The organism is Flavisericum labens (genome assembly GCF_045446075.1).
Taxonomy (GTDB): domain Bacteria; phylum Bacteroidota; class Bacteroidia; order Flavobacteriales; family Flavobacteriaceae; genus Flavisericum; species Flavisericum labens.
This window is the reverse complement of sequence record NZ_JBJJBQ010000004.1, coordinates 1-12,376: the sequence shown is the minus strand read 5'-3', so window position 1 is coordinate 12,376 and position 12,376 is coordinate 1. Positions and strand designations below refer to the sequence as shown.

Here is a 12,376-nt window from a genome sequence, read left to right as displayed (position 1 = left end):
TTTATTTACGGTAAAATAACGCTTCAAAAGTAGAATTATTTCCAACATTATCGGTAACAATTACTTTTAAATTGTTTTTGGTGTCAGTTATTATGCCGTCATTAAAATCGTGCGTTAGGATTTTGGTTTTGTAATCGTATTCCATTAAAATCCACTTTCCGTTAACCGCGGCCCTATAATTTGAAATGCCCGAGCCTTCGTCATCAATTTTGATTTTTAGGTAGCGGTAATTGCTCATCCATTGCCCATCTTTGAAATTTGAAGATGATATAGTTGGTTTTATACTGTCGGTTGCAAGGGTGTAAGTGCCCAGTTTTTTAGTGCTTGCCGTTAGTAGGTTTCCTTTTCTTTTGGTGTGAGTGTACGAAGGGTATTGGCTATAGCCAACAAGACGGGCTATGTATAGTTTTTCAATGTCCTCTTTGGAATATTTGCTCACATCAAAACTTATAGAAAAATTCTTTTGACAGGCCATGATATCTTCATGAAGTTTTAAAGTATCGTTTTTCACCTCAAAGTCAATATAAAAATCTTTATAAAAAGTGTCTTTGTAAAAATCGACCTTTACGCCACCCTGCTTTAAATTTGTGGTTTGATTGGATTTAAGATAATATGGTGTTACTTGAGGTTTTTCTGGTTCAGCAGTACTGTTTTTAGTGCCTTTAACCTGCACGGTAACCCAAGACTCGTTATTTTTAAAATCGGAAACTCTAATTTTATAAACTGATTGAGTGCTATCTTGAATAGAAAGCATACCGTCGTTAACCCTAGGTTTAATAATGCTGAGCGGATTATTTTCTTTGAAAAGCTTCTGAATACGTTCTTTTTTGGTTGAATAATGCTCATAGTCAATCAACTCATTGAGATGCTTGGTCTCACTGAAAGAAAAGCGTTTGAAATCTAGTTCGAATGTGCTGCTCCCATTAACGAAAGTTTGAATGTTGTAAACCCCGTTTGAATTGGCTGCGTAATCCTGACGGTCAATGGTTTCAATGCCAAAACCAATGTTTCCTATGGCTTCAATATTTTCCGCAATATAATCGCCGTTTTTTAAAGGTGTTAAACGTAATCTCTGTTTACTTTGAGATTTGTTTATAAAGGAATTTCTATCTAAAGTATAGGCGTAAAGCGATTTTACGATAGGGAAGGAGGTGTCTTTAATGTCAATTCCAAAAAGCAGGGGGTTCATGGGGCGCTCTTGTTTATCTCGAATTTCAAAATGCAAGTGTGGGCCCCCAGATCCTCCCGAGTTTCCGCTATAGGCAACTAAGCTGTCTTTTGCTACGGCCAGTACACCTACCGCCGGAAACAATTCTATTTCGTAAGATTCCTTGTTGTATTGCTGCTTTTTTACGTAAGCCTCAATGTCTGGTGAAAATTTTTGCAGGTGTGCATAAACCGTTGTGTAACCATTAGGGTGCGTGATATAAAGTGCTTTTCCGTAGCCATAATGCGATACCTTAATTCGGCTTACAAACCCATTGGCTGAGGCCTTAACTTTTAAGCCTCTTCGCTGTTGTGTTTTAATGTCCAACCCCGAATGGAAGTGGTTAGACCGTAGTTCGGCAAAAGTGCCTGAGAGTATTAAGGGGATTTCCAAAGGGCTGCTAAAATAATCTTGTGGATAATTATTTTGGGCTCTTGAGGCTATCGAAATAACTAAAAAAAGTATTGGTAAAAAACGCATAAGTAAGTGTTGGTGCTAAAATATCAATTAGATGTTAAAACGCAAAGAATTAAACAAAAATCAAGCCATGGTTTTATGAAAGTAGGGCAATTTCTATTTTTAAAATTTTATGAAAAAACAATTGTTATTTATGGTTAGGTATGTTAACTTTGTGAGATAAGTATTGAAATTTGTAAATGAGTAATATTGAGAATATTGTCGATTCTTTAGAAAACAAGATTAGCAAAGTATTACACAAATTAGAGCTTTTAAAGCTTGCTAATGTGAAATTAACTGAAGAATTAGAGGTTTCAAAGCAAGAGATTCAGGCCCAAAAAAAGCACATCGCTAATTGGGAGGAAAAGTATGAAGCCCTAAAAATGGCAAATACGATACTTGGTAGTGACGATAATAAAAGAGAAACTAAGCTTAAAATAAATGCATTAATTAGGGATATTGACCATTGTATTGCTCAATTGTCTGATTAATGTTAAGTAAAATCAATGTCAGAAAAGCTTAAAATAAAGCTATCTATAGCCAACAGAGTTTATCCTTTAACCATTGACCCTAGTCAAGAAGAAGGATTGCGCAAAGCGGCTAAAAACATTGAAGCTATGATTAAACAGTTTGAGCAAAGTTATTCTGTTCAAGATAAACAAGATGTATTGGCGATGTGTGCCTTGCAGTTTGCGTCTCAAGTAGAACAGAAATCCATCGATAAAGCAAATGTAAACGAGCATGTAGAAAGTAAATTAAATGCTCTAAATGAATTGCTTGATTCGCATATGGTCTCTTAACGTTCTTTAAAATAAAAAAGGTTACTGCCTACATTGGTTATTTTTTTTGATAAACTCAACGTTAATTCTTTAAAAAGGGTGAGTTTAAGTTGTAAAAGCAGGCTGCATGTACTGACTTAGTTTCGGTGCCTAGCAGATCCTTGATCAGCTTGTTAGCCCTAAACTTGTTTTTAAGGAGTTTATACAAAACTTTATACCGGTGTAGGCTTTTTTTATATATGTAAATTAACTAAACAACGATGGACAACTCAATTATATTTGTAGTGGGTGGTGTTATTTTAGGACTAATAATTGGCTTTGTAATAGCCAGAATGTTGGAAAAAAGTAACGCTTCAAAATTAATAAAGGAAGCAAAAAAAAGTGCGGCTTTAATACTTAAAGAAGCCAAAAGCGAAGGCGAAAGCATTAAGAAAGACAAAATACTTCAGGCAAAAGAAAAGTTTATAGAACTTAAATCTGAGCATGAAAAAGTTATTTTATCGCGCAACAAAAAAATGGACGATGCTATAAAGCGTACACGCGATAAAGAGTCTCAAGTTTCGAGTGAACTTTCAAAAACCAGTAAGCTTAACGAAAATCTAGAGTCTAAAATCAAAGATTACAATCATAGGTTAGATGTGCTTGATAAAAAGCAAGATGAGCTTGATAAATTGCATAAAAGTCAAGTGCAGCAATTGGAGGTTATTTCGAGCCTTTCAGCAGAAGAAGCCAAAGAACAATTGGTGGAGTCCTTAAAAGGGGAAGCTAAGAATGACGCCATGTCTTATATTCAAAGCGCCATGGAGGAAGCTAAGCTGACTGCGGAACAAGATGCCAAGAAAATTATTATAAACACCATTCAACGTATAGGGACGGAAGAAGCGGTTGATAACTGCGTATCTGTATTTAACATAGAATCTGATGACGTTAAGGGACGTATTATAGGTAGAGAAGGACGTAATATACGTGCCATTGAGGCGGCTACAGGAGTTGAGATTATAGTTGACGATACGCCCGAAGCCATCATATTATCTTGCTTTGATTCTGTTAGGAGAGAGGTAGCGAGGTTGTCTCTGCATAAATTAGTTACTGACGGTAGAATTCATCCGGCACGTATTGAAGAAATTGTTAAAAAGACCAAGAAACAAATTGATCAAGAAATTATTGAAGTAGGTAAACGAACCGTAATTGACTTGGGTATTCATAACCTAAACCCAGAGCTCATTAAAATGGTGGGTAGGATGAAATACCGTTCGTCTTATGGACAGAATTTGTTGCAGCACTCGCGTGAAGTAGCGAAATTATGTGGAGTCATGGCGGCAGAATTAGGATTGAACCCGAAGTTGGCTAAGCGCGCAGGACTGTTGCATGATATTGGTAAAGTGCCAGATGCCGAAACCGATATGGAAACACCACACGCTATTTTAGGTATGCAATGGGCTGAAAAGCACGGAGAAAAACCCGAAGTTTGCAATGCCATTGGTGCTCACCACGATGAAGTAGAAATGAAATCACTTTTAGCACCAATTATCCAGGTTTGTGATGCTATTTCGGGGGCTAGACCAGGGGCACGCCGTCAAGTTTTAGATAGTTACATTCAGCGTTTAAAGGATTTAGAGGATATTGCTTTTGGGTTTAACGGTGTAAAAAAGGCCTATGCTATTCAAGCTGGACGCGAACTACGTGTAATTGTTGAGAGTGAAAAAGTCGATGATCAAAAAGCAGCAGATCTGTCATTTAATATTTCGCAAAAGGTACAAACGGATATGACCTATCCTGGGCAGGTTAAAGTAACGGTAATCAGGGAAACTAGGGCGGTTAATATTGCTAAATAAAATATTTTAAAAATAATAAGTAAAAAAAATCCAGCATAACGCTGGATTTTTTTTGTTCAGAAAATAGGTTAGTAGTTACTTTCTAGGGTGAAATTTTTCAACAACCTCCGTTAAATGGCTTTTATCCAGATGAACATAAATTTCAGTCGTGGTAATGCTTTCATGGCCAAGCATCAATTGGATGGAGCGTAAATCGGCGTTATTTTGTAATAAGTGGGTAGCAAAAGAATGTCTAAAAGTATGAGGTGAAATGTTCTTTTTTAATCCAATTTTTTCAGCGAGTTTTTTAATTATTGTAAATACCATCGCCCGAGTAAGTTGCTTGCCTCTATGGTTTAAAAATAAGGTGTCTTCATAGCCGGCTTGAACGTTTATTTTGGGTCTGACTTCATTTTTATAGATATTGATATACCTTTGGGTTAAATCTACAATCGGGACAAAACGTTGCTTGTCACCTTTACCTGTAACTTTAATAAAACCTTCTTCAAAAAAGAGGTCGGAAATTTTAAGATTTATAAGTTCGCTAACTCGCAGCCCACATCCATATAGTGTTTCTAATATGGCCCGGTTGCGTTCTCCTATTCTTACATTGTTGTATTCTGCTAAAAGGTCAATGGCCCCAATAATAGAATCTACTTCTTTTTCAGATAATGTATCAGGTAGTTTTCTTCCAATCTTAGGTGATTCAATTAATTCTAAAGGATTGTCCTTTCTATAATCCTCAAAAACCATATAATCAAAGAAGCTCCGTAGCCCTGAAATTAAACGTGATTGAGACCGAGCATTAACAGTTTTAGCAGTTTCATAAATAAATTTTTGGACAACTCCTGTTGTTATATTAGCTGGGGATAAAAAGGTATTAGTGTCTTCTAAAAACGAAATTAACTTCTTAACGTCGAGTGAATAATTATCAATGGAATTAGGGGACAGTCCACGCTCTATCTTTAAATATAATTGATAATCTTTTAATGCGTTTTCCCATTTCATCAAGGTAAAAATAAAGAAATTAAGCTAATATATCTATGGAACACTATACGTGTTTCTACGTATTTTTATTCGATATTGTTAATAATTATGTTTTAAAGTACTTGAATATGAGTATTTTAATTTATTTTGTTAATATAATTGTTAATAACTAGGTATGTGCGATAGTTTTTGTCAAAAAAATAATGTTAATTTGTTATAATCAAACTAAAAACATTATATATTATGAAAAAACTATTTTTATTGTCAATTTTTGCGGTATTCGCAATTGGAGGTGTTAATGCACAAAGTTTTGGAGTTAAAGCGGGAGCTGATTTTGCTTCAGCTAAAACTAAGGGAGACGGGTTTAGTGTCTCAGTTTCTGAAACAGGTTTTTATATTGGTGCTTTTGCGGAAATAGAAGTTTCTGAATCTTTTAACTTTCAACCAGAGGTGCTTTATGTTTCAATAGAAGACCTTGATCAAATCCACATTCCATTGATGGCCAAATTTCCTATTTCTGAAGAATTCAATATTCTAGCGGGTCCAACTTTAGGAATTATGCTCGATTCTGAGGATGGAATGAGCTCTTTAAATTATGGTCTTGAGGCTGGTGCATCTTATGATATTTCTGAAGAATTTTTTATTGAAGCAAGATACAACTTGGGGCTAGCTAACCTAATTGAAGATGCGCCAAGTGGATATTCAGTTAAACTAAGTGGTTTGTTCGTAGGAGTAGGATATAGGTTTTAGTATTCCTGATTTAACAAGAATTAATATGAAAGGGAAGCTTTTGCTTCCCTTTTTTAGTGCGTTATTGATGCTTAGTAATTTATTTCGGCGAAGTTTTTATTTGTATTTCGTTGATTCTTAGTTCAGTTAAAATTTGAGCTTAAACAAATTACTAAATTGACCGATTGTTCTGTAGCGTTTGTCTTAAAAATAGCTTTTATTTGTCATAATTTTAAACTAAACATTTTAATGATTATGAAAATACTAGTACTGCTTACGATTTTATCTGTTTTTGCAATTACAGGTGTTAATGCACAAAACGATTCAGGAGATTTTACCTTGGCGCCTCAATTGGGGCTAAACTTATCGAATTATTATAGTAATGAAGATTTGAGTAACAAGACAAGAACAGCTTTTAATGTTGGTGTGTTGGGAGAATATTATTTTAATGACCGATGGAGTTTGCGTACAGGACTTTTGTATGATTCAAAAGGAACCAAGCTTACACAGGGAGGTAACGACTATATTGATAAATTAAATTATATCGCACTGCCGGTTCACGTTAATTGGCATTTTGGGTCATCTAGAAATTGGTTTCTCAATTTTGGACCTACCCTAGGGGTTTTAGCAAGTGCTAAGGCCGATACGCCAGATGGTGAATTTGATATTAAAGATCAATTAGACAGTACTTTCGATATAGGTCTAGGCGTTGGTATTGGTTATAAGTTTGATGTTTCTAATGATACTCAGTTTTATATTCAATATCAGGGTTACAACGGTTTTATCAATATTATCGATGCCGATTTTACTCTTACAAATGCCACCTCGGCTTTTAATATTGGTGTTATTTTTATGCCTTAGGTAAAACAATAAACATTATACTTGAACCGAAGCTTTCGCTTCGGTTTTTTTATTCTTTATTTTATATATTTACTCCATGAAAAAAATCATCATCATCAACGGGCCTAATTTAAATTTGTTGGGTAAGCGCGAACCAAATATTTATGGCAGTTTAACGTTTACTGAGTTTTTTGATCAAATAAAAGATAAATATCCTAAGGTAGAGTTAAGTTATTACCAATCGAATATTGAAGGTGAACTTATTGATAAATTGCACGAAGTAGGTTTTAGTTACGATGGTGTTATATTAAATGCAGGAGCCTATACGCATACTTCAATAGGTATTGGTGACGCTATAAAAGGTATCGAAACTCCTGTTGTGGAGGTCCATATTTCAAATACTTTTGGCAGGGAAGAGTTTAGGCACCAATCGTATATATCCCCTAATGCCAAAGGGGTTATTTTAGGTTTTGGATTGCAGAGCTATGAGTTGGCGATTCAAAGTTATTTATAGACGTACTAAAAGCATACGCCAAGCGTAATGCCCCAAATAAAACCACCAACGGCCTGATTGTCTACTAATGCTACGCCACCCCCAATATAAGGGTCTAACGTAATCGAGTTACTTATTATAAATTGATGACCTAAAATACCATCTAGCTCGAAACCAAAAGCATTTGGTTTGCCATTATACCAGGATGTTTCTTTCGACTGAGCGTAAATAGCTAAAACCCTAGGTCCTAAATGAAATCCTTCGGGAGCAGTTTGGTTAAGATAGTATCGAGATTGAATGCTCATTCCGAAAAGGTTTATATCGGGTTCTGATCCGTAGCCTAATCCAATTTCAATTGAATTATTGTTTTGAATATTAAATTCATAGCCTAACTGATAAAAATTGTATTCTGGAACACCAGAAAAATCAGCTTTTATGACACCTTTTTTTTGACTATATACGTTTAAACTGAGTGTAAATAGGACTACTAGAGGTAAATATTGTTTCATGGCGAAAAGACAAATAAAAAATGCAACCCAAAAAGAGTTGCATTTTTTTATAAATAGATACTAATTTATATATGAATCACTTCATCGTAAGCGGCAGCTACAGCTTCCATTACGGCTTCACTCATTGTTGGATGAGGGTGAATCGTTTTAAGTACTTCATGGCCCGTCGTTTCAAGTTTTCTTCCTAAAACGGCTTCGGCAATCATATCGGTTACACCGGCACCAATCATATGGCAACCTAACCACTCACCATATTTGGCATCAAAAATAACTTTTACGAAACCTTCTTTGTTTCCACCAGCGCTAGCTTTACCTGATGCAGAGAACGGGAACTTTCCAACTTTTATATCAATTCCTTTCTCTTTGGCTTGTTTTTCGGTTAACCCGACACTGGCAATTTCTGGAGTACAATATGTACACCCTGGAATATTTCCGTAATCTATAGGTTCAACATTATGGCCTGCTAATTTTTCAACACATAAAATACCTTCTGCAGATGCAACATGAGCCAAAGCTTGTCCTGGAGTAACATCGCCAATGGCGTAATACCCAGGTATGTTAGTTTGGTAGTAATCGTTAACAATAATTTTATCTCTGTCAACAACAATACCAACATCTTCTAATCCTATATTTTCTATATTGGTTTTAATACCTACAGCACTTAAAATAATATCAGCTTCAAGAACTTCTTCACCTTTTTTGGTTTTTACAGTAGCTTTTACGCCTTTTCCTGAGGTGTCAACACTGGTAACTTCAGCTGAAGTCATAATGTCTATTCCATTTTTTTTGAAGGAGCGTTCTAATTGTTTAGAAACATCTTCGTCCTCAACAGGTACTACATTTGGCAAAAATTCAACTATGGTTACTTCAGTACCCATAGAGCTATAGAAATATGCAAACTCAACACCAATGGCTCCAGAGCCAACCACAATCATCTTTTTCGGTTGTTTTTTCAAGCTCATGGCTTCACGGTAACCAATTACTTTTTTACCGTCTTGTGGTAAACTTGGTAATTCACGACTGCGAGCACCAGTGGCAATAATTATATTATCGGCACTATATTCAGTTCCATCAACATCAACTTTCTTACCGGGTTTTAACTTTCCATACCCTTCAATAACGTCTATTTTGTTCTTTTTCATTAAAAACTGAACGCCCTTACTCATACCATCGGCAACACCACGGCTACGCTTTACAACGGCATCAAAATCGTGTTTTGCGTCTTTTACGTTTAAGCCATAATCTTCTGCATGTTTCAGATATTCAAAAACTTGGGCTGATTTTAAAAGTGCTTTTGTCGGAATACATCCCCAATTTAAACAAACACCACCAAGGTTTTCTTTTTCAATAACAGCGGTTTTAAAACCTAATTGCGATGCTCTAATGGCCGTAACATAACCACCAGGACCACTTCCCAGAACAATAATATCGTATTTACTCATGTGTTTAATTTTAGGCTACGAATTTACGAAATCGATTTCTAATAAAGAATTTAGAGCTGCTTAAATTTGCATCTTTATGCTACCTTTGTGCTGCAAGTATCAATTTATGAATATACCAAGAACAAGTTACCCACGAATTGTTATTATTGGAGGAGGTTTTGCTGGTGTTGCACTCGCGAAAAAATTATCGAAGCAAGAAGTGCAGGTAGTTCTGCTGGATAAACACAACTACCATACATTTCAACCCTTATTATATCAAGTGTCTACTGGTGGTTTAGAGCCCGATTCTATAGCTTATCCCATAAGAAAGATTTTAAAGGACTTTCCTAATTTTTTCTTTAGACTGGCCAACGTTGAAGAGATAAACACAAAAAAAAATAAAGTAATTACAGATATAGGCAAACTAAAATTTGATTATTTGGTGGTTGCTTCGGGATCTACTACAAATTATTTTGGTAATGCTGAAATAGAAAAGTACAGCATGGCCATGAAAACAGTGCCACAATCTTTGAATTTACGAAGTTTAATACTTGAAAATTTTGAAGAAGCTTTGTTAACTTCCGATTTAAATGAACGCAATGCCCTTATGAACTTTGTTATTGTGGGAGGAGGTCCTACCGGTGTGGAGCTTGCAGGTGCTTTGGCTGAAATTAAAAAAGGTATTCTGCCGAAAGACTACCCTGACTTGGATACACGCTCGGCGCAAATTCATATTATCCAATCCGGTGATTGTATTCTGAAGGGTATGAGTGATAAGGCATCTCAAAAGGCCGAAGACTTTTTGGAAAAACTAGGTGTAAATATTTGGAAAAATGTTCGAGTAACTAATTATGACGGTAAAATTGTAACTACAAATACAGATTTAGTGTTCGAGTCTGCCACCGTTGTATGGGCGGCCGGAGTAAAAGGAGCTACTATAAAAGGATTGGATGCGGCAGATTTTATTACTACAGGCAATAGAATTTTGGTTAACGAGTTTAACCAAGTAAAAGGCTATGACCATGTTTTTGCCATTGGTGATATAGCTTGTATGGTAACCGAAGAATTTCCTAATGGTTTGCCAATGATGGCACAACCAGCTATTCAGCAAGGCGATCAGCTGGGTGACAATATGTTAAAATTTATTGAAGAGCAACCCATGCAACCCTTTAAATATAAAGACAAAGGAACCATGGCTACAATAGGAAGAAACAAAGCCGTTGTAGATCTAAAAAGATTTAAGTTTCAAGGCGTTTTTGCTTGGTATGTTTGGATGTTTGTTCACCTTTTCTTTTTAATAGGATTTAGAAACCGTATGGTGGTTTTTGTAAACTGGGTATATAATTATGTGCGTTTTGATAGAGAAGCAAGATTAATTATCAGACCGTTTAAGAAGAAGTTGAAGAAAAAATAAGTTGCCTTAACTTTGTAAGATTAAAGTGATATAAGCCGTTGTTATTCAGTTATTTTAGTTACATTTAAAATATTAATTAACTAATCAAATTTTTTAACAATGAAAAAACATGTCACTATTGCCATGATGATGCTATCTGTCGTCATGTATTCCCAAAAGAAAAAAAACGGAACCGTTTATATTGAGCATCCTGCAATTACAGCGGTAGAAGCTATGCAGCAAGCAGACGTAGCGGGTGATGCCGAAAAAGTAGCTGGTTTTTTAGCTGATGATTTTAAATCCTATAGTGGAACAACTATGGATAAAGATTCAAAAGGATCAGACAAGGAAAGTTTTTTAAAATGGGTAGAAAGCAGAAAGGAATGGGTGTCATACACTAGTTTAACACGACATGGTGAGGCTTACCCTGATGCCATTGAATATAAAGATGGTAAAATCTGGGTGCAAACATGGAATTATTTAAAAGGGGTTCATGATAAAACTGGCATTAAAATAGAAATGCCCGTCCATAATTTGTATCGCTTAAATGATGATAATAAAATCGAGTTAGCCCTTAATTATAATTATCCAATAGGAAATGATATCAGAGCTGCCTTATCTCCACGATCTAATGGAACCATATACAATGAGCATGAATACATAAATAAAGTACGTAGAATGTTTGCTGCTTTTGAATATAATGACATGGAAAAAGCTTATGGTTTTATGGCTAATGACGCTAGTTTTACGGGACTTGAAATGCCTGTTGGGCAAAGCATAAATTTGGAAGAGCTTAAGGAGCGCAATAAAAAATTCTTAGAAAAATACACTATTGAGAGTATTGATGTAGTAGGATACCCCGATTTATTGCACTATGAGATTGGAGACAACTATACCGTTCAATCATGGTGGAATTTTAAACTAATCAGAAAGTCTGATAAAAAGAAATTTACAATACCGGCCATGTACACCCACGATTTTAATGATGAAGGGATGATTGAAAGAGGGATTTCTTATATCAGCACAAAGGCTTTGGATGCTAAATAGAATTTGATAAAAATCAAAAAGCCTTCAAATTTGAAGGCTTTTTTTGTTTTTACTAATATTAAGAATATTACAAATCATCTGTAAAATGACGCTTGCTTTTTTCTTGGTTGAATTTTTCCTTGTTAAATTTTGTAGAATCCCCTTTAGGAATGGATAATGACACCCAATCAGCGCCTTTTAAAAGTTTGCCTAAAAATACAATTTGCCCCACATGATAAGCATAATGAGCCAGTTGCCTGTTAATGGCTTCAAGAACCGTATGTCCGCCATTTCTTATATAGATAATATGTTCTAAATCTTTTACTATTAAAGGCCTAATAGCTTTGAAAAGGCAACGCCAACCACTTTCCCAAGCAGCGATTAGTTCTTCTTTTGTTTGAAAGCTACCAATAAATTCATCATCACGATTTCTCCAGGGTTTTTCGCCATCTTCAGTTAAAAAATTGGTCCATCTACTCAACATGTTTCCTACCATATGTTTTACAAGAATTGAAATACTGTTGGAGTCTTCATTAGCTTGCCATTGCATTTCATCAAAAGATAGTTGACTAAAAGTTTTATCGCCAAGACTTTTATAATATTCAAATTGTTTTAAAATACTTGATAGATAGCTGTTCATAGTACTGTCTAGTCCTAAATAACCGATACAGATTATTAAAGGATTAAATTTATAAATTAAAGCTGAACAATGGTAACATTGT

13 protein-coding genes and 1 other RNA gene are annotated in these 12,376 nt (G+C 35.2%); 9 read left to right on the top strand and 5 right to left on the bottom strand.

Features of this window, described 5'->3' with window-relative positions; all coding sequences use genetic code 11:
- Position 1: 1 nt before the first annotated feature.
- Positions 2-1,687, bottom strand: coding sequence for a M23 family metallopeptidase (locus ACIEHO_RS08325; protein ID WP_406970577.1), 1,686 nt, complete (start codon positions 1,685-1,687; stop codon positions 2-4).
- A 176-nt stretch (positions 1,688-1,863) separates the two neighbouring features.
- Here ACIEHO_RS08325 and ACIEHO_RS08320 point away from each other — a divergent pair, with 176 nt between their 5' ends.
- The 4 genes from ACIEHO_RS08320 to rny all read left to right on the top strand — a co-directional run bounded on the left by ACIEHO_RS08320 (position 1,864) and on the right by rny (position 4,277).
- Positions 1,864-2,154, top strand: a complete 291-nt coding sequence (locus ACIEHO_RS08320) for a hypothetical protein (protein ID WP_406970575.1) — start codon at positions 1,864-1,866, stop codon at positions 2,152-2,154.
- A 15-nt stretch (positions 2,155-2,169) separates the two neighbouring features.
- Complete coding sequence (locus ACIEHO_RS08315) at positions 2,170-2,463, top strand: cell division protein ZapA (protein ID WP_406970573.1); 294 nt, start codon at positions 2,170-2,172, stop codon at positions 2,461-2,463.
- Positions 2,464-2,516: 53 nt separating this feature from the next.
- Positions 2,517-2,644: non-coding RNA, 6S RNA (gene ssrS / locus ACIEHO_RS08310), on the top strand.
- Between the two features lie 58 nt (positions 2,645-2,702).
- Positions 2,703-4,277: a ribonuclease Y gene (gene rny / locus ACIEHO_RS08305; protein WP_406970571.1), complete on the top strand. Its 1,575-nt coding sequence runs from the start codon at positions 2,703-2,705 to the stop codon at positions 4,275-4,277.
- 75 nt (positions 4,278-4,352) lie between these two features.
- On the opposite strand, the gene xerA is transcribed toward rny, so the two are convergent.
- Positions 4,353-5,264: a site-specific tyrosine recombinase/integron integrase gene (gene xerA, locus ACIEHO_RS08300; protein WP_406970569.1), complete on the bottom strand. Its 912-nt coding sequence runs from the start codon at positions 5,262-5,264 to the stop codon at positions 4,353-4,355.
- A 222-nt stretch (positions 5,265-5,486) separates the two neighbouring features.
- Here xerA and ACIEHO_RS08295 point away from each other — a divergent pair, with 222 nt between their 5' ends.
- The 3 genes from ACIEHO_RS08295 (at position 5,487) to aroQ (ending at position 7,326) form a co-directional block, all read left to right on the top strand.
- Entirely contained in the window at positions 5,487-5,993 is a 507-nt protein-coding gene (locus ACIEHO_RS08295) for a porin family protein (protein ID WP_406970567.1), read from the top strand.
- Positions 5,994-6,227: 234 nt separating this feature from the next.
- Positions 6,228-6,833: a porin family protein gene (locus ACIEHO_RS08290; protein WP_406970565.1), complete on the top strand. Its 606-nt coding sequence runs from the start codon at positions 6,228-6,230 to the stop codon at positions 6,831-6,833.
- A 76-nt stretch (positions 6,834-6,909) separates the two neighbouring features.
- Positions 6,910-7,326 carry a type II 3-dehydroquinate dehydratase gene (gene aroQ / locus ACIEHO_RS08285; RefSeq protein ID WP_406970563.1) on the top strand — a complete coding sequence of 139 codons (417 nt, stop codon included), beginning with the start codon at positions 6,910-6,912 and terminating at the stop codon, positions 7,324-7,326.
- A gap of 5 nt (positions 7,327-7,331) precedes the next feature.
- On the opposite strand, the gene ACIEHO_RS08280 is transcribed toward aroQ, so the two are convergent.
- The gene (locus ACIEHO_RS08280) at positions 7,332-7,814 is read right to left on the bottom strand and encodes a hypothetical protein (RefSeq protein ID WP_406970561.1); all 483 of its coding nucleotides are present in this window, start codon (positions 7,812-7,814) and stop codon (positions 7,332-7,334) included.
- 65 nt (positions 7,815-7,879) lie between these two features.
- Positions 7,880-9,256, bottom strand: coding sequence for a dihydrolipoyl dehydrogenase (gene lpdA / locus ACIEHO_RS08275; protein ID WP_406970559.1), 1,377 nt, complete (start codon positions 9,254-9,256; stop codon positions 7,880-7,882).
- A 106-nt stretch (positions 9,257-9,362) separates the two neighbouring features.
- Between lpdA and ACIEHO_RS08270 the strand changes: the two genes are divergently transcribed.
- Positions 9,363-10,649, top strand: coding sequence for an NAD(P)/FAD-dependent oxidoreductase (locus ACIEHO_RS08270; protein ID WP_406970557.1), 1,287 nt, complete (start codon positions 9,363-9,365; stop codon positions 10,647-10,649).
- A 99-nt stretch (positions 10,650-10,748) separates the two neighbouring features.
- Positions 10,749-11,675, top strand: coding sequence for a nuclear transport factor 2 family protein (locus ACIEHO_RS08265; RefSeq protein WP_406970555.1), 927 nt, complete (start codon positions 10,749-10,751; stop codon positions 11,673-11,675).
- Between the two features lie 67 nt (positions 11,676-11,742).
- Here ACIEHO_RS08265 and ACIEHO_RS08260 read toward each other — a convergent pair whose 3' ends face one another.
- Positions 11,743-12,294, bottom strand: a complete 552-nt coding sequence (locus ACIEHO_RS08260) for a DUF1572 family protein (RefSeq protein WP_406971082.1) — start codon at positions 12,292-12,294, stop codon at positions 11,743-11,745.
- Positions 12,295-12,376 lie beyond the last annotated feature (82 nt).

Excerpts from the sequence above, each read along its gene's own strand:
- ACIEHO_RS08270 (WP_406970557.1), top strand. The coding sequence starts at position 9,363 with ATGAATATACCAAGAACAAGTTACCCACGAATTGTTATTATTGGAGGA.
- ACIEHO_RS08280 (WP_406970561.1), bottom strand. The coding sequence starts at position 7,814 with ATGAAACAATATTTACCTCTAGTAGTCCTATTTACACTCAGTTTAAAC.
- ACIEHO_RS08290 (WP_406970565.1), top strand. The coding sequence starts at position 6,228 with ATGAAAATACTAGTACTGCTTACGATTTTATCTGTTTTTGCAATTACA.
- ACIEHO_RS08315 (WP_406970573.1), top strand. The coding sequence starts at position 2,170 with ATGTCAGAAAAGCTTAAAATAAAGCTATCTATAGCCAACAGAGTTTAT.
- ACIEHO_RS08265 (WP_406970555.1), top strand. The coding sequence starts at position 10,749 with ATGAAAAAACATGTCACTATTGCCATGATGATGCTATCTGTCGTCATG.
- ACIEHO_RS08295 (WP_406970567.1), top strand. The coding sequence starts at position 5,487 with ATGAAAAAACTATTTTTATTGTCAATTTTTGCGGTATTCGCAATTGGA.
- rny (WP_406970571.1), top strand. The coding sequence starts at position 2,703 with ATGGACAACTCAATTATATTTGTAGTGGGTGGTGTTATTTTAGGACTA.
- aroQ (WP_406970563.1), top strand. The coding sequence starts at position 6,910 with ATGAAAAAAATCATCATCATCAACGGGCCTAATTTAAATTTGTTGGGT.
- lpdA (WP_406970559.1), bottom strand. The coding sequence starts at position 9,256 with ATGAGTAAATACGATATTATTGTTCTGGGAAGTGGTCCTGGTGGTTAT.
- ACIEHO_RS08260 (WP_406971082.1), bottom strand. The coding sequence starts at position 12,294 with ATGAACAGCTATCTATCAAGTATTTTAAAACAATTTGAATATTATAAA.
- ACIEHO_RS08320 (WP_406970575.1), top strand. The coding sequence starts at position 1,864 with ATGAGTAATATTGAGAATATTGTCGATTCTTTAGAAAACAAGATTAGC.
- ACIEHO_RS08325 (WP_406970577.1), bottom strand. The coding sequence starts at position 1,687 with ATGCGTTTTTTACCAATACTTTTTTTAGTTATTTCGATAGCCTCAAGA.
- xerA (WP_406970569.1), bottom strand. The coding sequence starts at position 5,264 with ATGAAATGGGAAAACGCATTAAAAGATTATCAATTATATTTAAAGATA.